Genomic DNA, 20,745 nt, shown 5'->3' on the forward strand with positions numbered 1-20,745 from the left:
TATCCACTTTTCCGGGCCAAGCGATCGCTAACTCACAGCGCTCGCCTGATGATAGTCAAAATTCAATTTTTTTATTTAGTCAGATATAAATTACTTATACTAACTGAACTCCTGTATTTTTCTAGGGTTCAGACGTTTTTTAAAGCCGATGGTGAGATTTGAACTCACGACCAACTGATTACGAATCAGCTACTCTACCGCTGAGCTACACCGGCACTGCCAGTTTTTTATTATAACTGATGGAGAATCATTTCTGACAATAAGCTTTTATCCCAATGTTCCGTGCCATCGTGTAAAGATAGACTTAGATATGGGGGTATCGAGACTGATGGCACCAAATTTAAAAAATCCTAATAGTAATAGCAGAAACAATCAGCGAGTTGATCCTGAACTATATAAGCGCCTGAAAGCTGAAGCAGCCTCTCCCTACCGGGGTTTGAGGCAATTTGTTTACGTAGCGTGCGGTGCATCTGGCTTCATTGGCGCAGTTGTTTTCTTCGCCCAATTAGCAGCAGGAAGGGAAATCGCCGCAGCCATTCCTAACTTGGGGCTACAAATTGGCGTTGTTGCCCTAATGGTTTGGCTGTTTCGCTTAGAGCAAAAAGCTGAACGTAAGTAATAAAGAAGAACAGTTCCCGTAATCCTGCGGATTCCTCTAAAGAGTAAGGCGATCTAAGCTAGAAGAAGGGGTTAGCCAAGAATTCTATCATTTCTGTGGGGTGTAATCTACTTTGATGCAACAAACCGACGTGACTTAAGAACTAGCAGTTCTAAACTTCCTGCTGACTGGTTATGGTCGTACCAGCAGAAGCCTTACCTAAAATTGAGTTCATCGCATACATGGAACTAGAACAACGCTTGGGTCTGTATCAGGTATTCCTTAAGCTCTACGAGCATCATCATGGTTTACTAGATGAGATCCTCAAGCTGGAAAATACGGGCAACAAATTTGTAAACGGGCTTGCACCTCGGTATATCCAAGGTGTCGTGCAAGATCGGCAAGTGTATCTGGTTACAAACTTAGTGGACGCTAAAACCCAGATGTTGTTTCAGCCGCAGGGGGTCTGGACGTTGGGAAGGTCGCGCCAGGCTGCTATGCCAATTGCCGATCGGCGGTTGTCTCGTCAACACGCAGTTATTCAATATATCGAAGACGATGGTTTTTATTTGGTTGACCTTAACAGTACAAATGGTACTTTTGTCAATGGGGAACCAGTTTATCAGCGAATTCTTCTTAAGGATGGCGATCGCATCCGTCTCGGTAGTCTTGCTTTTTCCTTCTTTTTCGGCAGTAACACCGTTATGCTGGGCAATGTCCCTCCATACTTAATAGCGGAACTCAACGCTATCTCCAATGCACAAGCATCGGACACCCCAGAAGATGCAGAGGCACCTACATCTTCTATAAAATCTAGAGACAAGCAAACTAATCAACCCAGAGATACTTCCATCTTCCTGAAATCATCAGATATCAATGATGAGCTAATAGCTTCTGCTATAGAGCCTCAGTTTAGCCCCACACAACAGTCAGAAATTTTAGACCGCTTTTTCAGCAGGCGAATTTCAGATGCTGGTACTCAGAAATAGCCGCTATGAATTTTAGATTTTATGTTAAAAAACCCGTTTTCTCAAAGAAAACGGGTTTTTTATATCATTAGGTTGCGTTGAGGCACCTTGCCCAACATTATCAAGAAAAAGTTGGGTAACACTTGCGCTCTACCCAACCTAAAATCATTCTTAATCCCACTGCATTGAGAGGATGATTTACTCCCGAAAAATCCTTAATCTTCCTCTAGCATTTCATCGTCTACATCCACGTCTTCAGCGTCAACTCGCGAGACGGTATTTGCTGCAACCACAGCTCCCATTTCAAGTTTTTGACGCACTTTCTGCTCAATGTCTTTAATAAGTTCGGAGTTGTCTTCCAGGTACTTAATGCTGTTATCCCGACCTTGGGCGATGTTGTCACCGTTGTAGCTGTACCAGGCTCCCTTACGGGTAATCACTCCAGTTTGTTCGGCGAGGTCAACCAAACAGCCTAGTGTTGAAATACCCTTGCCAAAGATAATGTCAAATTCCGCGATGCGGAAAGGAGGGGCAACTTTATTTTTGGCGATTTTGACTTTGGCACGGATACCGAATTCTTCATTGCCTTTTTTCAGGGTTTGAATCCGCCGAATATCCAGACGCACTGAAGCGTAGAACTTCAGGGCATTGCCTCCAGTGGTGGTTTCTGGGTTGCCGTAGGTAACGCCAATCTTTTGCCGCAGCTGGTTAAGGAAAACTACCGTGCAGCCCGATTTACCAATGTTCCCAGTGATTTTACGCAAGGCTTGGCTCATCAAGCGTGCTTGTAAGCCCATGTGAGAGTCGCCCATTTCGCCTTCAATTTCAGCGCGAGGCACTAAGGCAGCAACGGAGTCAACAACCACAATGTCAACGGCAGCAGAACGAACCAACTGATCGACGATTTCTAGGGCAGATTCGCCGTTATCAGGTTGGGAAACTAGGAGATTTTCAATATCAACGCCCAGTACGGCGGCATAAGCGGGGTCAAGAGCGTGTTCGGCATCGACAAAGGCAGCGACACCACCCGATCTTTGGACTTCCGCGATCGCGTGCAGAGCGACAGTTGTTTTACCAGAACTTTCCGGGCCATAGATTTCAATCACCCGCCCCTTCGGCAAGCCGCCGCCCAAGGCTAAGTCCAGGGTCAGCGCACCGCTAGGGATCGTCTCTACCCTCATGCGAGTTGCATCGCCCAAGCGCATGATTGCTCCCTTGCCAAAGCTACGCTCAATTTGGTTTAGCACCAGGCTCAGGGCTTTTTCCTTGTCGGGATTGTTCGTGATTTGGATAGCCATTAATGCCTCAAGAACAGAATCAGGAGTGGTGATTTTACTTCCGCACTTAGCAACAGTAGCTTTTGTGCGGGCTGCTCCGCCTCACGGACTGGAGCTTCCTGTTTCAATGGCTGTTGACTTCAAAGCAAACAAGCTTTTGCGCCTCTACAGCCTCCACAGGCAGAAACGATGATATCCACCGCCTTTTTACGATACATAATGAATGCTTGTTTGAGCTTTTCACTCAGGTTTTACCCTTTTTCTGGGTTCTTGAGTGAGTAGGTTTTTCCACCGATGGCATTGCCCCATTTAGGATCATCACCAAAGCTGAAAAATGCCCAAAACAGCTACAAAATTTAACTTTCAGCTATTTTTATTCTACCACTTTTGGTGGCAAATTAGAGCGCGATCGCCCTTTCCTCCTGCTATGCCTTGGATACTGCTGTATCCTAACCAAGCTAGAGATATGAACCTATATTGTAGTTCAAATGTTCTACTGTCAACCGAAAGCTGAGGGATAAATTGAACAAAAAACGTCTGATGCTTGGAGAGAATAGAACTCAGGCATCGGTTAGTACATCTCAAGTCAGCAGGTTTGGGTGCAAATGCTGAAGTTCTAACAAATTTAGCCAAAAGTTCCTGATTCATCTTAATCTCGCTACCCTAGAGACATAATTAGCATGACAGCAAGTGATTTAAGGCATCTTCTGCATCCACGAGGGCTACAATTTCTATATTTTTCTTTCTTTAAGCGATGAACCACTATATTCCTAACCAGCTGGTTCCAGATACAGCTGTGTCGGTGGCTGGGTTAACATCCTACATACAGCAGCTCTTAGAGCCAGATGAGCAGCTGCGGCAAGTCTGGGTGACTGGGGAAGTCTCAAGTGCATCCAAGTATCCCAGCGGGCTATTCTTCACGCTCCAAGACCCGGAAGCTAAGGCGACAATTAGTTGTGTGGTATGGAAAAGCCAGCTAAACAAATTGATGCAACTGCCAGTCCAGGGGGAGCAGTTGATTATTTTAGGTAGTATTCGAGTTTATCCGCAGCGAGGACAATATCAACTAATTGTTTGGCAAGCATTACCTGCGGGAGAAGGGTTGCAGGCGTTGCGTTATCGTCAGCTACGCTTGAGGCTGGAGGCAGAAGGGTTGTTTGATCCAGAACGCAAGCGATCGCTTCCTACCCATCCTCAAACTATCGCTGTTGTCACGTCACCGCAAGCGGCTGCCTGGGGTGATATTCAACGCACACTCAAGCAACGTTATCCAGGTTTACACGTCTTATTTTCACCAGCATTAGTACAGGGCGAACAAGCACCACTATCTATTTTGGCAGCGATTGAGCGGGTGGAACGAGATGGTCGCGCCGAGGTGCTAATTTTGTCCCGTGGTGGTGGTGCGGTGGAGGAGTTGACTTGCTTTAATGATGAACGAGTAGTGAAAGCGATCGCTAATTGTTCTATCCCTGTGATCACTGGAATTGGTCATCAGAGAGATGAATCTTTGGCTGACTTGGTTGCTGATGCCTATGCTCATACTCCCACAGCCGCCGCTGAACAAGCGGTTCCAGAACTCGCGACTCTTTACGCGGAACACCGAGAACGCATTGAAGCGTTGAATGAGGCTGTGAATGAACAGTTGCAGACCAGCCTTTCCCAACTGCAACGACTCAAAAACTCGTTGCGGCGTTTGCCAATAGATCGGCAAATTCGGCAAGAAAAGCAAGGAATCGCCTGGAAGCGTCAACAACTGGTGCAGGTGACAACACAGCATCTCCAACACGCAAGCCAGCACACCCAGATGTTGCGGCAAAAACTAACCACTCTCGATCCGCAAAGCGTCCTTGCCAGAGGCTACGCTGTCGTAAGGCAACAAGATGGCGCGATCGCTCGTTCTACTGATGGGTTAGAACTGGGACAGGAACTACAAATTCAGTTGAATAAAGGACAAATAAAAGTCAAAGTTAGTGAAATTATAGATACAAAAGAGTAGTTTGTAAATTTATACTTGTATTTCTTATGAGCAAATCCACCAGCACCAGCGACGGCTCAAAAAAAAAGCGATCCAATGCCCAACTACCGCCAGACTGGAACTACGAAGCTACAGTTGCCAAAGTTGAAGCTTTAATTAGGCAAATTGAAGCTGGTAAACTCGATTTAGCCGAGGTTTTTAATGAATTTAATAGCGCTGTTGAATATTTGCGGCAATGCGAAACTTTTTTACAAGAGCGACAGCAGCAAATGAATTTATTAATTGAAACATTAGAGGATGATTCTAAAGACTAGAAAAATTTAATTTTTCGTAGTAGCTAAGCTACTTAGGGCGAAGGATTCGCGGCAATAATTTTTCGCTTAGCTTCGATATTTTTTAACACGAACGCTTTGCCCCTACGATTTGATATCTTACATTTTTTAGCTTAACCAGGCTTAGGCGATGCTACCGCGCTTTCTAGCTTCCTTGTAGGAAGTTCCGACATTTCTCAAACCAGCTTTAATCATTTGTTGTTCGAGGAGGGCAAAAAAACGAGCGCGATCGCCTCCTCGGACAACAGCCTGATTGTGCGCCTCTGCTAGCGCCACTGGATAGCCATAACCTTTCTGTACCTGAGCTAGCATTAAACTTAAAGCAGAGTCAAGCTTCTCTGGATTTTCGGCTACCCAAGCGGGAACCTCTACGCGGGCGATTTCTGTTCCCACGTGGACATAGCAGAAGTAAATTTGGTGTTCCCCATACAAGTCGAGAATTCGTGCAGAACTACGCCACAAGGTACTGCGTTGTCCTGGCTGAAGTTGGGAAGCCCAAAGGAAAGTATCGCGCAAAGGGTCGAAAACTTGGCAAGGTGCGCGATCGGTTTGACCGGGACAATGAGTCATGCAGTCGGGGACTGGGTGAGGACAAGCTGGTAAACGCAGGAAGTTAAGCGAGTCACTGCTGCGAGAAGCACTCAAGTAGCCCATTATGGGAATTCCAGCCTCGCGCAGAGCATCCCAAGCTTCTAAAATTGGAGGCAGAATGCGATCGCGTGCTTCCCCTGGTAATTGTTCCAGAAACCAGTAAATCAGCGAACCATCCACCATCGCTAAAGTAGGGACTGGGGATTGGGGATTGGGGACTGGAGACAAGGCGGACAACATTTTTTTTCCCTTGTCTACCTCTCTCTGATTCACCCAATTGCAAGCTAGTTCTGCCAAGACCGACGCTTCGGAAGCGGTGCGTCGATAACCCATCCATTCCTCTGTGCGAATTCCCCACTGACGAGAAACGTACAAATCTTCAGGTTGGTAAAAAACTTCTGGCAGACTATCTAAAAGTGGGTGTAAACTTTGCCCATAATGTAGCATCACCCGACCGACGTTAATCAAATAACAGTAGGCGATTTCGTGGTGATTTGGGGCAATTTGGGAACCGTCTGTAGCGATGACGGTGTGACACGCTGGGGGAATTGGTAAATCGATGCAGGTAGAAAGGGGTTCGACTGGTGTAGCGGCGTTAAAAGTTATGCGATCGCGCCACTTTTCTTGCCGCTGCACCAGTTCTGCCTGTTGCGTTTTAGCTACGATAAAAAATTGCTGGGCGCGTTCCAAGCGTTGGCGACTAGCAGCCGCCTCTAAAGTTAGGTGCTGACTAATGCCCTGCATTTGCCGCGCGAGTTTCGTTAAGTCCAGCATAGTTAAGCTACCAGCTTTTTGCCTATCAGCTATTAGCTTAATTGATGAAGCATCAAGATGCTCAGATTGAATTTGTTATGCAAAGACGAAAACATCAGCGTTGGTCATAGCCAGTCCAGTAGAGAGGGTGGCGAATTGCACTTGTGCAGTTCCACCGATACCGTCTTTGTCAAAGAACAAAGCGCCAGTTGTGCTGTTATAGATAAAGCGATCGCTTGCGTCCCCAGCACTAGCACCGATGCGGAACTGATCTGTGGTAATTGCCGCATTAGCTGTTAGTCCTGCACCTTGGAAGTAAGCACTAGCAGCAGAAATGCCAATCGTGTCTTGTGCTACCGAGAAATCAACAATTCTATCCACACCTTCCACCGATGGATCGATGAAGTCAAAGCGATCTGCACCGCGACCGCCTTTGAGGGTGTCATTGCCAGTACGACCCATCAGGATGTCGCTACCACCACCACCGACTAAAATGTCGTTACCCATCATGCCATTCAGGATGTCGTTCCCACCCCTGCCATACAGATAATTGTTGCCATCGTTCCCGGTGATAGTGTTGTTGAGGTTGTTACCCGAACCAGTGGTGCCAGCTAGGAGGATGAGTTTTTCCAAATTGGTACCCAGCGTGTAACTTCCCGGCGAACCTAGAGTAACTACAACTGTATCTATACCAGCATTCAAGCCTTCGTTGATGGTGGTGGTGGAAGCAGGATCGATTCTATAAGTATCATTACCTGCGCCACCATTGAGAATGTTGTTGCCGTCTCCACCAAACAGGGTGTCATCGCCATCGCCACCATTGAGAATGTTGTTGCCTGCATTCCCGATGATAATGTTGTTGCCAGCATTACCGGTGCCATTGATGTTGGCATTACCTGTGAGAGTTAAATTTTCCAAGGTGGTACTCAGCGTCCAAGTAACGCTTGATTGAACGCCGTCAAAGCCAGCATTTACTGCTTCGACAACGACATCATTGACGTTATCAACGATATACAGATCGTTACCCGCGCCACCTTCCATGCGATCGCTACCCGTACCCCCATCGAGAATGTCGCCGCCATCTAGACCGCGTAGGATGTCATTACCTGCTAATCCATTAATCTCGTCATTGCCATTAGTTCCGTTTAAGGAGGGGTCGTTGCCATTAGTTCCGTTGATTATTGCCATATTCTTGTACCTTGTTAGGGAAATTTATAGTGTTTATGCGACGACGATATCAGCGTTGGTCATCGCCAGTCCAGTAGAAAGGGTGGCAAATTGCACTTGTGCAGTTCCACCGATACCATCTTTGTCAAAGAACAAACCGCCAGTTGTGCTGTTATAGATAAAGCGATCGCCTGCATCACCTGCACTAGCACCGATGCGGAACTGATCCGCTGTAATTGCTGCGCCAACTGTTAGCCCTGCGTTGGCAAACATAGATCCAGAACGAGTAGCAATGCCAATCGTGTCGTCTACTACTGAAAAATCTGTAATCCGATCTACAGCGCTTGACTTGCCATGAAAGTAAAACTTATCGGCACCAATGCCGCCTGTGAGCGTGTCGGTGCCACCTCCACCCACCAAGGTGTCGTTTCCCGGGTTACCAATTAGGGTGTCATTACCTGCTTTTCCTTTAAGAGTGTCATTGCTGTAATCTCCCCTTATTTCGTTGCCCAGTTCGTTACCTGTGCCATACATAGAAACGCCACTACTGATGCCATATAAATACAGGTTTTCCACGTTGGCACCTAGCGTCCAAGAGTCCCTAGAAAAAACCAAGTCCGTACCACCATTTACGCCTTCAACGATGGTTTCGGTGCCTTTAGTAACGTTATACATATCCCAGTGGAGGGTATAAGTATCGTTACCATTTCCACCGATGAGGATATCTTTGCCGCCTCCACCAACGAGGGTGTCATCGCCATCACCACCATTTAGAGTGTTATCGGCGCTATTTCCTTGAAGGAGGTTGTTAAAAGCATTACCTGTAGCATTTATCGCCGCCGTACCTAGAAGAGTCAAATCTTCTAGGTTGGCACCCAGCGTATAGCTGACGAAAGTTTGAACTATGTCTCTGCCACCGTTGGCAGCTTCGATAATGGTGTCGGTGGTATCGTTGATGACATAAGTATCGTTGTCAGCGCCACCATTTAGGATATCGCTTCCGCCTCCTCCCGCAAGGAAATCATTGCCAGCGCCTCCAATTAGGGTGTTGTTAGCATCATTTCCGATCAGGGTGTTGCTACTAGCATTACCTGTGCCATTGATGTTGGCATTACCTGTGAGAGTTAAATTTTCCAGACCATCACCCAGTGTCCACGTAATGCTCGATTTAACCGTGTCTGTGAAATATGGAGCAGAAGGATTAGAAGAATTGCTATCTTCAATAATTTGGTCACCTATGTTGTCAACAATGTAGGTATCGCTGCCATCTCCACCCTCCATGCGATCGCTACCCGTACCGCCATCTAAAATGTCGTTGCCATCTAAACCGAATAAACTATCATTGCCAGCTAGTCCGTTTATAGTGTCATCGCCAATAGTGCCATTGAGGGAGTCATTAGCATTCGTACCGTTGATTAAAGCCATATTCTCGTACCCTCTTGTTGCTTAGGTTGAGTGATTTTGCTTAGGCGAAAACGACGATATCTGCGTTGGTCATAGCCAGTCCAGTAGTGAGGGTGGCAAATTGCACTTGTGCAGTTCCACCGATACCGTCTTTGTCAAAGAACAAACCGCCAGTTGTGCTGTTATAGATAAAGCGATCGCCTGCATCACCTGCACTAGCACCGATGCGGAACTGATCTGCGGTAATTGCTGCGCCAACTGTTAGCCCGGCGTTGGCAAACCTTGAGCCAGAACGAGTAGCAATGCCAATTGTGTCGTCAGCAACTGAAAAATCCGTAATCCGATCTACAGCGCTTGACTTGCCATAGAAGTAAAATTTATCGGCACCAGTACCACCTGTAAGTACGTCGCTGCCACCACCGCCAACCAAGGTGTCGTTTCCGTCCGCACTTAGTAGAGTGTCATTACCCTTTTTGCCTTTCAGGGTGTCAAGGCTGTAACTTCCCTCTATTCTGTTGTCCAGTTCGTTACCTATGCCATACATGGAATCGATACTACTCAGGGCATAGAGACGAAGGTTTTCCACGTTGGCACCTAGCGTCCAAGAGGCACTAGAAAAAACCAAGTCCGTACCACCATTTACGGCTTCTATCACGGTGTCGTTGGCATCGCCATCCTCAGCGTAGATCATATAAGTATCATTACCATTTCCACCGATGAGGATATCGTTACCGCCTTGTCCCTCAAACCAGTCATCCCCATCACCACCATTTAAAGTGTTGCTGGCTTGATTGCCGTACATGCCATTATTGAGAGCGTTACCCGTGCCATTTATCGCCGCATTCTCTATCAGATAAAGTGTTTCTATATTGGCACCCAGCGTATAACTGACGGAACTTTCAACCGTGTCTATGCCACCGTCGGCAGCTTCGATAATTGTGTCGTTGTTATCGGTGATGTAATAGGTGTCGTTGTCAGCACCACCATCAAGGATATCGCTGCCGCCGCCTCCCCCAAGTCTGTCATCCCCAGCGCCACCAATTAGCGTGTTGTTGGCATTGTTGCCGCCAAGTCCGTTGGCGAGACCATTACCTGTGCCATTTATCGCCGCATTCCCTGTAAGATATAACCTTTCCAGGCCCGCACCCAGTGTCCAAGTAATGCTCGATTCAACTATGTCTGAATCATATTGATTAGAAGGATTGCTAAACTGCTCGATAATCTGGTCGCCTATGTTGTCAACAATATAAGTATCGCTACCCGCGCCACCTTCCATGCGATCGGCACCCGCACCCCCATCGAGAAGGTCATCGCCAAAGCCACCAAATAGAGCGTTGCTGGCAGAATTTCCGTATATTTGGTTGTTTAGATCGTTACCTGTGCCATTAATTGCACTATTACCAGTAAGAACCAGCTTCTCTAAGTTGTTACCTAGTACCCAAGTAATGCTCGATTGTACGGTGTCGAAGCTATCACTATCATTAGGGCCTTTTTCATCAATCACGTCGCCTACGTTGTCAACAATGTAGGTATCGCTACCCGCGCCACCCTCCATGCGATCGCTACCTGTTCCGCCATTGAGGATGTCATCACCCAACCCGCCAAAGAGAAAGTCATTACCTGCTAGTCCGTTTATGATGTCATCACCATTAGTTCCGTTTAAGGCGGGGTCATTACCGTTAGTTCCGTTGATGGTAGCCATACTCTGTGTGTTTGTATCGAATGTATCCATATTTAAGTATTTCGAGCAGCGATCGCACTTCGCCCACTTAGCTCACCCATTCGGGTGATATTAGATACATATATCTACCACTACAGTGTTTTTATTTTCTAAAATATTAAAAATACTTTTCTTTATGTCCCCAATACGATATTGAGACGCGATATATCGCGTCTCTCAGTTCTCTGTTAAGACCAAGCGGAGAAATCTTGTGCAAACTGTGAAAGGGATAATAGTTTAATTCGTTCGTTGTGGCGCACAGCGTCTCGCTGTTGGGGCGTATTATAACCCCAGTCTGCTAAATACAGCCCGATATCATTAAGGTCTGGTTGCTGTTGTACGACTTGCAAAGTTTTTAAGCGGTCTTCCACAAACCAAAGGCTAATCATGCGATCGCTAATTAGTTCCCGTAGAATTTCGTACTTGGGACGGCGATTTTCTTTACCAAGAATAAACTGCTCTGGTAGATCGATGCCTTGTTGTTGCAACAGTTGGCGAACAAAGCGCCCTTCTTTGGTGGTCACAATGTAGATTTGGATGGGAGTACCTTGAAGCGAATTTAATTTCTCCATCACACCAGGATAGAAGCGATGCAAAGCTAGCCAAGATTCTAAATCCGCAACAATCCACTCATCCCGGATATTATCAAGCTTCATGGCGATGTCAGCAGCATCTAAATTATCTTCTGCCAGGATTGTTCTGGCAACGGTTGACCAGTCCTGCAACATCTTCTCTTCTGGTATGCCCAATATTAGCGCCCGGATCGCTACTGGCATTTCCCAGCCGACCTCTATCACAGGTCGCCGCAGGTAAAAATTTTCTGCCAAATTCTCTGGAGGCGTTGCATTCTCAGGTGTCCAGATTTGACAGTAGGTGCGCCAAGCTGTCTGAAAATACTCAAGCAACCCGTCGCAAAGCACACCGTCAAAGTCTAAAGCCAGAATAGTTGGAGCGATCGCAGACATTGTTCGCCTAGCCAAAATCAACCGTAAGATTTTGGCACACATTGCCCCCGCAAAACAGAGAGAGACGCGATTAGTCGCGTCTCTCTCTTATTTTTTAGCTTTAACTGGGGTGCAAGGATTCGAACCTCGGAATGTCTGGACCAAAACCAGATGCCTTACCACTTGGCGACACCCCATTGATTTCACCTCATATATATTAGCAGTTCCTACCAGGGAATTGTCAACAACTTTTTCAAAATTTTTCTAAAAATGTCCCTCGTGAAAGCTGAATAGGTTGAAGAGCAAAGGTTGTGCCGTTTGTTTTGAGCGCTCTTGGGGCGTTGCGCTTCAGGGAAACGTTAGCCGACGCTCTCCGGCCATTTGTAGGATTTCGCTGAGTCGCGCCGAACTAACCGACAAAAGAAAAAGGCAAAAGTCTTCCTCTTTTGCCTTTTTCTTAGAGAATCGCATGACCTTCCCTATGCTGGGTAAATCCGCAGCCTTCGGTTAGGTTCTTCCCCAAAACTGTCAGATTTGAGGCGGTAGTGTTCCACCAGTTCATGTTGCATTTTCCGCACTTTGGCAGAACGCGGTAAAAGTTCCACTGGCTGTCCCTTCGGGATGACAATTTGCTCAACTGCAAGTCTGGCTTCTTCCAGAGCCTCAATCTCGTCCTCGTTACCGGTGGTAGTAAATAAACTGAGTTCGGCAACGTCGGGATTGCTGGGGTCATCCATATCTAGCAGACGCCGCAAGGCGCGGGTAATCTGAGATACAGTGTTTGCCTTAATTGCGTGGATGGGAACATGACGAGCTTTGGCGATATGCCGTAATTTGGAATGGTTCTTTACGTGCGATCGCAATGCCAAAACTGCATCCGCACTATCCATATCCTTCGTCAACACCACAGGCAAATTCAGTACCCGAATCACTTGGTCTAGTTGTTGGCTGCTGATGCCATAAGGATAAACCTGCAACGGCAAATCTTCCCCATTCGGCCCGGCAAAGGAACCATCTGAGAGCAATTCTGACTGATGCCAAGATTGATCTAGCATCTGCTCAAAGTCATTGCTCAGCGATCTTGGCCCTAGTTCTGAAAGATCCCCTGCGTTGGTAACGTCCCGTATCCCAGATGAGCTTCCAAAAGGTAGAGTACGCGGCGAGTTTAGTGCTGTACTCGTTACCCGCAAATCCTGACCCCGCAGCGATCTAGGTTGACTGGGTAATGGCATCATCTGCCCAGAAGTGCGCCAGCCAGTCGGTCGTCCCGGAGTATCCAAGGAAGCAGCATATCCGCCTCCGGTACTAGGCGATCGCATTGGTGTCGGTGCTTGGGGTAACTCACGGGTAATTGTCACTTCCCCAGCGTCAGTGATTGTTCTAACTTGCGGATTTGGCTGTCGCCCCCGCAACAAGTTATCAACCATATCCGCTACCTGCTCGTGTACTACCCAACGCTGCCTTTCCAGCATCTCCACGGCAATTTCAAAGGTCGGCGGGGCTTTGCGCTCCAGAACAGTCTTCTGGCTGCCCCGCCGCCTAGCTTCTTCATCTCCCAGGGTTACCGCCTGAATGCCCCCAACTAAATCGGATAGGGTGGGGTTTTTGATCAGGTTCTCAATCCGGTTTCCGTGTGCCGTACCCACCAACTGAACACCCCGCTCAGCGATAGTACGAGCAGCCATTGCTTCGAGTTCCGTACCAATTTCATCAATGACGATCACTTCTGGCATATGGTTTTCCACTGCCTCAATCATCACTTGGTGCTGGAGTTCTGGACGGGCGACTTGCATCCGACGGGCGCGACCAATCGCTGGATGGGGAACGTCACCATCGCCCGCGATTTCGTTAGAGGTGTCGATGATTACAACTCGTTTTTGTAACTCATCGGCTAAAACTCTGGCAATTTCCCGCAGTGCGGTGGTTTTGCCAACACCTGGACGACCGAGCATCAGAATTGACTGACCTGTTTCTACTAAGTCGCGAATCATGCCAATGGTGCCAAAGACGGCTCGACCCACCCTCAAGGTAAGACCAATTATTTCGCCACTACGGTTGCGGATGGCGCTAATTCGATGCAGGGTACGTTCTAGTCCTGCCCGGTTATCACCGCCGAAATGTCCTACCCGTTCTATACAATAATTTAGCTGTTCCCTGGAAACTGGGATTTGGGAAAGGTACTCTGCCTGCGTAGCAAACCGAGCTTCCGGTAATCGCCCCAAATCCATGACAACCTCAACTAACCTATCCTTGTCAGGATGCTGTTCTAAAGGTTGCCGAATCTCACTTGGTAATACGTCCAATAATTTCTGGAGATCGTCTGTAATCTGCATTCTTCCTAAAGTGACTTTTTTATCCACAACTGGCGATAGAGATAACAGTTGTTAGCCCTTAGTCCTTAGCAACAAACTAATGACTCTTAACTTGAGAAACCAGCGATTCAGCGAGACTAACTGCGTGCCAAAGTAAATCTGGATTTTCTTCCAGTCGTCTCGGCATAAATGTCTGAGTTGATGCCGATACCTTCCCCGATAGGTCTTTCATATTCATTTTTTCCAATTCGTCTAGAACGGGTGACAACAAAACGCGGGCGTAGCTACCGTATGCAATACCTGCAATATAGGAGGGCTCAGGATTCAGGACTGAGGCATGATGGAGAGATTTTCGAGTTTGTGGTGCCTTGTTTTTCGATAATATTTGGTTTTCCACGGCTATGTCTGATAAACTTGCCTTTACCAAGCTTTCAGGTAAATCCACAATTTCTTTTGGCTCCTGACGGTCGTTGAGCAGTCCCATTGTCCTGAGTTTTGCAACAGTATAGTTGTTCGTGCCTCCTGCTAACTGCACATATCCTGGTAATCCCGCAGATAGAACTTTTTGCCCTAACTTCACAGCAGCTCTAGTTGTGCCATCACCGATATCGCCACTCATCGGTCGCCCGTCAGTTTGCCAGATAAGAGGAATTGGCAGGGGTGCTATCAGGTCGTAAAGAGTCCAGAGGTAATCAATTATACCGTCCCCATCTGGGCAACTAATTGCTATGAGCTTGAGCTTATTCAACCAAGGCGCGATCGCGCTCCATAACCGTTTAAAATCATCTACTCTACCGATTTGCGTATGAATTTCTAAGGCATCAACGCCACTTGGCAAGACTGACGAAGCGATCGCTTCCGGTGCTGTGACATAAGAACGAGTATAAATTATTTTACTTGGGCATACGGGAATACACCGCCCGCAGCCATAACAACGTTGGTCTATCACTCCAGACAAAGCGATCGCATCAGCTGGACAAATACTTTCACAAGGTCGCGGGCATTCTGTCGGACACTCGGTTGAGTTAAATTCCGCCTTCCGAAAGTGAGGATCTTCCCCATCATTCAAACTGACCATCAGCCAGGGCAAAGTATCTGCACAGTAGCCTCGCACACGCGCTGCACTAGCTAGGACAGCAGCGGCTTTCAGACCTTCTTGTGCCGCAGCAATTACCGCCGGGTCAGCGGCAACGTCGATACAGTCAGCCCCAGCTAAAGTATAAGCCAATGTCAGATTCCGGACGGCAGGGAGGTCTTGGAAACTAGCTCCGCAAATGAGCTTAAACCAGTGACCCTCTCTTAGGGAGCGTAAGGGATAGAAATAATCAGTCACCCTTATATGCTAAAGCCTTCCTGAATAAATGGGGAGGTGTAAATAGTAAAAAATAGGGGCGATTGTACTACCCCCCCTGCCACGTAAAAGGTAAAAAAATGGCGCTTGCCTTTAGTCGGTAATTGCCTTTAGCAGCACTTCAGTTAGCGTCATGTTGTCCATCTCATCCAGGTTTAAGATATCGTAGATGTCAAACTTTGCCCCGATTCCTTGTAATTGTTCATCCAAACCTTTGTAAAATCGCCTTGCGCCTCTGTCTGAACCCACCTGAATGAAGGAAATCCCTAGTTCCTCATCCCCCTGTATTTTCTGAGTGGCGTTAATTATCACTTCCACTACCGCCATCCGATTATCCGGTTCGCCGTCGGACACCACTAAAATGGTTTCGCCTTCTGGTTTTGCCTGACCCGCAGCTTTACGCTGAAAGTAGTTGTTGATTGCGTGCTGCAAGGCAGCGACCAAGTTAGTTCCACCGCTAGGACTATTTTCTTGGAAGATTTCGGCGACTTTAGTTGAAGTAACGTTGTCATACCTTTGAAATCGGTCGGAAAATAGATAAACAGTAATCCCATCAGGGTCAAACAGTTCGCATTTACTTGCCAACCCTAAAGTAGACTCCTGCGCCATTTCCCAGCGACTTTTGCCTCCCGGTTGATCGACAGATGACATACTACCGCTTTTGTCAAGCATTAAGGTGTAGTCGCGGTGAGTCAACACACCAAGTGTCATAAAATTAGTTCCTACTCAGTTAGTCAGCGATCGCGTTTAGCAGAACTTCCGCCAGAGTCATGTCCGCCATGTCATCAATAGTTATCGCATCGCAGATATCAAACTTCGCCCCCGCACCTTGCAATTCATCATCCAACGCTTTGAGAAACCGCGTAGCCGTTGCATCCGAACCCACTTGAATCATAGAAATTGCTAGTTCTTCATCCCTCTCCATCTGGCGCGATGCTTCAATAATCGCCCGCATCACCCCTTTCCGGTCATCGGGTTCCCCATCTGTCACTACCAAAATGGTTTCTCCACCAGCCTTCACCTCACCAGCAGCCTTGCTCTCAAAATAGCGGTTAGTCGCATCCTTCAGCACACTTGCCAAGTCAGTAGTGCCAGCCGGGTCATTTTCTTGAAAAATTTGTGCGACTTTACTAGAAGTCACATTGTCATAACGTTTAAATCGGCTAGAAAACAAGTAAACAGTAATCCCATCTGGATCAAACTGTTCGCATTTTCTCGCCAACGCCAAAGTAGACTCCTGCGCCATTTCCCAGCGACTTCTGGCTCCTGCTTGGTCTGGCGTAGACATACTGCCGCTTTTGTCAATAATTAACGTGTAATCCCGATTTTCTGCACTCATACATACCCTCCTTTCCCACAAAAAGTTAGTAGGGTGGGCAATGCCCACCTTCACTACAAAATCAAACTAAATTACCATCCAAACTCCAAAATCGAGTTAGTCATTTATGGCATTAAGCAAAACTTCAGTTAAAGTCATGCCCTCCATATCATCCAAAGTTACGGTGTCACAAATATCAAACTTTGCTCCCGCACTTTGCAGTTCATCATCCAAAGCCTTGAGAAACCGAGTAGCCGTTTGATCGGCTCCAATCTGAATGAAAGAAATGGCTAATTCTTCATCTCTTTCCATGTGGCGAGTAGCTTCAATAATCACCCGCATCACCGCTTTCCGGTCATCCGGTTCCCCATCTGTAATTACCAAAATTGTCTCGCCATTCGCCTTCGTCGCACCAGCAGCCTTCCGCTGAAAATAGTTGTCAACAGCGTGCTTTAAAACATCAGCAAGATTGGTGGTGCCGGATGGATCGTTTTCTTGGAATATCTGTGCAACCTTGCTAGCGGTTACATCATCGAAACGCTTAAACCTACCTGAAAACAGGTAAAGGGTAATTCCATCCGGATCAAACTGTTCGCATTTTCTCGCCAACGCCAGGGTAGATTCCTGCGCCGTCTCCCAGCGACTTCTCCCACTCGGTGGTTCTGGGGTAGACATACTGCCGCTTTTGTCGATGATTAATGTATAGTCTCGGTCTTGTGCCACAGATACTCCTTCCACAAAGAGATAATCTCCTGCGATCGTCAGGTTCTACTGATCTAGCCTAGCCTACTGGCTGAGACTATTAAGTAGATTGAGATTAAAAAAATAAAAAGTTTTAGTTACTTCTAGACTCTTTACGGTTGCGTTTCCCGCAAGGCTTGAAGGTAATCAATCGCCGCATCTAGTTTGGATGGGTAAGCATAGGCAAATTCTTCAAACCAAAGACCTTCTTCTGAGAGTGAGTTTAAATTTTTCAGCCACTCCTTCGCTTGGCTTGCTAGTGCCTCTTTTTGCTGCTGCTTAATTTGTTCCTGCTTAATTTTTTTCTCGGCTAGCTGTTGCTGTTTTTTCAGTTTTTCGGCTTTTTCTTGTTCCTCAAATTCAGCCTTAACTTGAGCTAGTACGCTATCTTCATGGGAGTAAGACAAGTTATTTTTCCCAGGTTGCAGGGGGAAATTCTCGGCTACCTCTACAGATGGCGCGATCGCGTGCGGACTCACTAGCTTTTCTTTGAGTTGTTGCGGGTTGTGAAGCGGTTTTGGGTTGTCTTTTACTTCATACTCAGCCTTAACTGACGCAAGTATGTCATCTATCGATTCCATAATTTCGATACCTCCAATAAATTTTAGATTTGAAACTTTAAATTTTAGATACACGCTCACTCATCTAAAATCCAAATTTCAAACCCAAAATTAAACTATGTGTTAGTCAATAATGGCATTTAATAACACTTCAGTCAGCGTCATGTCCTCCATGTCATCAATGGTTACTGTGTCACAAATATCAAACTTGGCACCAGCACTTTGCAATTCATCATCCAGCACTTTGAGAAATTTACTAGCCTGTGCGTCTGCGCCAACTTGGACAAATGAAATTGCCAGTTCTTCATCTCTATCCATGCGGCGAGAAGCTTCGATAATTACTTTCATCACCGCTTTTCGGTCATCCGGTTCCCCATCCGTAACTACTAAAATAGTTTCACCATTTGGCTTAGTTTGTCCGGTTGCTTTGCGCTGAAAGTAGCTATTGGTTGCATCTTGGAGAACTCCCGCCAAATCGGTACGACCAGATGGTTCATTTTCCCGGAAAATTTGCATTACTTTACTGGCAGTTACATTGTCGTAGCGTTTGAATCTACTAGCAAACAGATAAATGGTAATGCCATCCGGATCAAATTCTTCACATTTACTCGCTAAGGCTAGGGTAGATTCCTGCATGACCACCCAGCGACTTTTACTTCCTGGCTGGTCTATTAGTGACATACTGCCGCTTTTGTCAATGATTAAGGTATAGTCGCGGTTTTCCACCATAAAAGTTTGCCTTATTAGTTTGCTTCTTTAAAGGTATCAAAACTAAATGGTTTAATGGGTTGTAGTAGCTATAATTTGGGCGATTCAGGTGATTTTTGATAGGGATAAGTTAGCCCCGCAAGCGAGTTCTTCCTGCGGGGCTAAGTAAAAATGCCTGACGATTGTAGGAAATGAGCAGTTGTCGTGGGACTGTGGGCGATCGCTAGAAAAAATCGGTTGCTTAAGCAGCAGCGATCGCATTCTTCAGCGGTGTCCAACGGAATGCGCGATCGCCCCCCATCTCCACCGCAATTTTTACTCGCGGTTCCATGCTTGGCAAAGCGGTTAAATATTCCACTTCCTCACGCGAGAGGATATTTCCTTCGATAATCCACAACACTAAACCCTTCGACTTGGGGGGTAGGTGTTCCAATTGGTAATTCACCACAGGCGGTATGAAATAAGTACGAATGTCTTTTTTACCCAAATGCGCGGGACGCACACCGTGAACGCCTGTTAAATAGGCAGCTAAGTCGCCTAGTCCTTTTGCAGTAATGCGTAACGTGGTATAGCCAGCTGCACGCAACCGCCGCTGGTAACGTCCCTCAAAGCCTCCTTCTAGGGGTACGTACATCCCCAAAGCCCCCTCCTTTTCCAGTCCTTTGACAAATTGATTGCCGATGGTGATAAGTGCCATATATTTATCTTCTACCCTGCTTTAAGTTTTGTTAATGAGTGCTGCGGATTTATTATAGTTGGGTGGTGAGGAGCCTATCAACTGGGACAAGACAAAAAAAATTGGCGGTTGGTAGACAATTCTTAAGAAAGGGTTTATAGTAAACAATTGTGGTCAAAATTCAGGCGGTTATTGCCGCTGAGGTCGAGATCGGGTAAAGGGACATTAGGCTTTCAGCTAAAAGGCTGTGCAGTCATAAGAATAGAAAGTTCATTGTTCCGAGCGATTTCGCTTCAAGCGATGGTATAAAAGAAGGCTTCTTGACGGAAATCTTCAAAGCACCGGAAAAACCACATTCGCCTTCTCGGGATACTGAGTAGATAAAGCTGCTTAAGTCCCCGCGAATATAGGCAATGCCCTTCTGTCGCATATCCGACGGTCGAATAGGTTCACACCATCTGAGGGGAAAGCTTACAAAAGCTTTCTTAAAAGCTTGCTTCGATTCAATGCGAGGCAGTGCTATCTCTGGCTGGTCTGATCGCAACGAATGAAAACGTTTGTAAGAGCTTGTCGGTGTGGCGAGTGATCGCAACACCGCCTCTTTGTAGTGTGTAAAAGGGAGAAACCAAAAAGCCGTGCCTATTGGTATCCTCGGAACCAAACTCGGCATGACCCAAGTATTTGACGAAACAGGAAAAGCAATTCCTGTAACAGTCATCCAGGCTGGGCCATGTACTGTAACGCAAATTAAAACCAAGGACACAGATGGCTACGCTGCCGTCCAGCTTGGTTATCAAGAAGTGAAACCAAAGGCGTTGAACAAACCCCTATTGGGACACTTGGCAAAATCGAGCGCTGCTCCTTTAAGGAAACTGCGGGAGTATCGCCTAGATAACGTAGGTGAGTTTGAGCTGGGTCAGCAGTTAAAGCCAGATTTATTTACTGCTGGTCAAATTGTGGATGTAATTGGTACAAGCATCGGTAAGGGCTTTGCCGGATATCAGAAGCGTCACAATTTCAAGCGGGGACCCATGTCTCACGGTTCCAAAAACCACCGTCAGCCCGGTTCGACGGGTGCTGGAACCACACCCGGGCGTGTGTATCCAGGGAAGCGGATGGCAGGTCGTTTAGGTGGCGATCGCGTCACAATTCGCAAACTGACAGTAGTGCGGGTAGACGCGGAACGTAACTTGCTGCTGATCAAGGGAGCGGTTCCCGGTAAACCAGGTGCGCTCGTCAATATTTTGCCTGCCAAAAAGGTAGGTCGAAAGTAGTCATTAGTCATTAGTCATTAGTCATCCTTCAAAGACAACTGACAAAAGACTCTCGGACAACTGACAAAGGACTCTC

The 20,745-nt window shown here is 46.9% G+C and carries 19 protein-coding genes and 2 tRNA genes; 5 read left to right on the forward strand and 16 right to left on the reverse strand.

The window, feature by feature from the left end; translation table 11 throughout:
• Nucleotides 1-143 precede the first annotated feature (143 nt).
• Nucleotides 144-215, reverse strand: a tRNA-Thr gene (locus H6F66_RS19425).
• A gap of 113 nt (nt 216-328) precedes the next feature.
• Between H6F66_RS19425 and H6F66_RS19430 the strand changes: the two genes are divergently transcribed.
• Together H6F66_RS19430 and H6F66_RS19435 are read left to right on the forward strand one after the other, a co-directional pair.
• Nucleotides 329-619: a DUF3493 domain-containing protein gene (locus H6F66_RS19430; RefSeq protein WP_190424334.1), complete on the forward strand. Its 291-nt coding sequence runs from the start codon at nt 329-331 to the stop codon at nt 617-619.
• A 173-nt stretch (nt 620-792) separates the two neighbouring features.
• Entirely contained in the window at nt 793-1,587 is a 795-nt protein-coding gene (locus tag H6F66_RS19435) for an FHA domain-containing protein (RefSeq protein ID WP_199294884.1), read from the forward strand.
• A 194-nt stretch (nt 1,588-1,781) separates the two neighbouring features.
• Here the strand turns inward: H6F66_RS19435 and recA are convergent, their stop codons facing one another.
• A complete protein-coding gene (gene recA, locus H6F66_RS19440) occupies nt 1,782-2,864 on the reverse strand; it encodes a recombinase RecA (RefSeq protein ID WP_190424336.1) in 1,083 nt (360 codons plus the stop codon).
• A 733-nt stretch (nt 2,865-3,597) separates the two neighbouring features.
• On the opposite strand from recA, the gene xseA reads away from it, so the two are divergent.
• Both xseA and xseB read left to right on the forward strand, forming a co-directional pair.
• Nucleotides 3,598-4,839: an exodeoxyribonuclease VII large subunit gene (xseA, locus tag H6F66_RS19445; RefSeq protein WP_190424338.1), complete on the forward strand. Its 1,242-nt coding sequence runs from the start codon at nt 3,598-3,600 to the stop codon at nt 4,837-4,839.
• A gap of 26 nt (nt 4,840-4,865) precedes the next feature.
• Nucleotides 4,866-5,132, forward strand: coding sequence for an exodeoxyribonuclease VII small subunit (xseB, locus tag H6F66_RS19450; protein WP_190424340.1), 267 nt, complete (start codon nt 4,866-4,868; stop codon nt 5,130-5,132).
• A gap of 141 nt (nt 5,133-5,273) precedes the next feature.
• On the opposite strand, the gene H6F66_RS19455 is transcribed toward xseB, so the two are convergent.
• The 14 genes from H6F66_RS19455 to H6F66_RS19520 all read right to left on the reverse strand — a co-directional run bounded on the left by H6F66_RS19455 (nt 5,274) and on the right by H6F66_RS19520 (nt 19,416).
• Complete coding sequence (locus H6F66_RS19455) at nt 5,274-6,515, reverse strand: DNA double-strand break repair nuclease NurA (RefSeq protein WP_190424342.1); 1,242 nt, start codon at nt 6,513-6,515, stop codon at nt 5,274-5,276.
• Nucleotides 6,516-6,590: 75 nt separating this feature from the next.
• Entirely contained in the window at nt 6,591-7,682 is a 1,092-nt protein-coding gene (locus tag H6F66_RS19460) for a calcium-binding protein (RefSeq protein WP_190424343.1), read from the reverse strand.
• Between the two features lie 33 nt (nt 7,683-7,715).
• On the reverse strand, nt 7,716-9,086 hold the full coding sequence (locus H6F66_RS29025) for a calcium-binding protein (RefSeq protein WP_190424344.1): 1,371 nt from the start codon (nt 9,084-9,086) through the stop codon (nt 7,716-7,718).
• Nucleotides 9,087-9,126: 40 nt separating this feature from the next.
• A complete protein-coding gene (locus H6F66_RS29030; RefSeq protein ID WP_190424345.1) occupies nt 9,127-10,767 on the reverse strand; it encodes a calcium-binding protein in 1,641 nt (546 codons plus the stop codon).
• 206 nt (nt 10,768-10,973) lie between these two features.
• On the reverse strand, nt 10,974-11,750 hold the full coding sequence (locus H6F66_RS19475) for an HAD family hydrolase (protein ID WP_190424504.1): 777 nt from the start codon (nt 11,748-11,750) through the stop codon (nt 10,974-10,976).
• Nucleotides 11,751-11,854: 104 nt separating this feature from the next.
• Nucleotides 11,855-11,926: transfer RNA gene (locus tag H6F66_RS19480), tRNA-Gln, on the reverse strand.
• A 282-nt stretch (nt 11,927-12,208) separates the two neighbouring features.
• Nucleotides 12,209-14,062: a R3H domain-containing nucleic acid-binding protein gene (locus H6F66_RS19485; protein ID WP_190424348.1), complete on the reverse strand. Its 1,854-nt coding sequence runs from the start codon at nt 14,060-14,062 to the stop codon at nt 12,209-12,211.
• 76 nt (nt 14,063-14,138) lie between these two features.
• Nucleotides 14,139-15,374, reverse strand: a complete 1,236-nt coding sequence (locus H6F66_RS19490) for an LdpA C-terminal domain-containing domain (protein ID WP_190424350.1) — start codon at nt 15,372-15,374, stop codon at nt 14,139-14,141.
• A gap of 111 nt (nt 15,375-15,485) precedes the next feature.
• Nucleotides 15,486-16,091 carry a VWA domain-containing protein gene (locus H6F66_RS19495; RefSeq protein ID WP_190424506.1) on the reverse strand — a complete coding sequence of 202 codons (606 nt, stop codon included), beginning with the start codon at nt 16,089-16,091 and terminating at the stop codon, nt 15,486-15,488.
• Between the two features lie 31 nt (nt 16,092-16,122).
• Nucleotides 16,123-16,731: a VWA domain-containing protein gene (locus H6F66_RS19500; RefSeq protein WP_190424352.1), complete on the reverse strand. Its 609-nt coding sequence runs from the start codon at nt 16,729-16,731 to the stop codon at nt 16,123-16,125.
• Between the two features lie 96 nt (nt 16,732-16,827).
• Nucleotides 16,828-17,433: a VWA domain-containing protein gene (locus H6F66_RS19505; protein ID WP_190424508.1), complete on the reverse strand. Its 606-nt coding sequence runs from the start codon at nt 17,431-17,433 to the stop codon at nt 16,828-16,830.
• Between the two features lie 131 nt (nt 17,434-17,564).
• Nucleotides 17,565-18,032 carry a hypothetical protein gene (locus tag H6F66_RS19510; protein WP_190424354.1) on the reverse strand — a complete coding sequence of 156 codons (468 nt, stop codon included), beginning with the start codon at nt 18,030-18,032 and terminating at the stop codon, nt 17,565-17,567.
• A gap of 102 nt (nt 18,033-18,134) precedes the next feature.
• Nucleotides 18,135-18,740, reverse strand: a complete 606-nt coding sequence (locus tag H6F66_RS19515) for a VWA domain-containing protein (RefSeq protein ID WP_190424356.1) — start codon at nt 18,738-18,740, stop codon at nt 18,135-18,137.
• A 220-nt stretch (nt 18,741-18,960) separates the two neighbouring features.
• The gene (locus tag H6F66_RS19520; RefSeq protein WP_190424358.1) at nt 18,961-19,416 is read right to left on the reverse strand and encodes an NAD(P)H-quinone oxidoreductase subunit N; all 456 of its coding nucleotides are present in this window, start codon (nt 19,414-19,416) and stop codon (nt 18,961-18,963) included.
• 614 nt (nt 19,417-20,030) lie between these two features.
• Between H6F66_RS19520 and rplC the strand changes: the two genes are divergently transcribed.
• Complete coding sequence (gene rplC / locus H6F66_RS19525) at nt 20,031-20,669, forward strand: 50S ribosomal protein L3 (RefSeq protein ID WP_190424360.1); 639 nt, start codon at nt 20,031-20,033, stop codon at nt 20,667-20,669.
• Nucleotides 20,670-20,745: the final 76 nt, after the last annotated feature.

It is taken from the genome of Trichocoleus sp. FACHB-6, assembly GCF_014695815.1.
GTDB lineage: Bacteria > Cyanobacteriota > Cyanobacteriia > Cyanobacteriales > FACHB-T130 > Funiculus > Funiculus sociatus.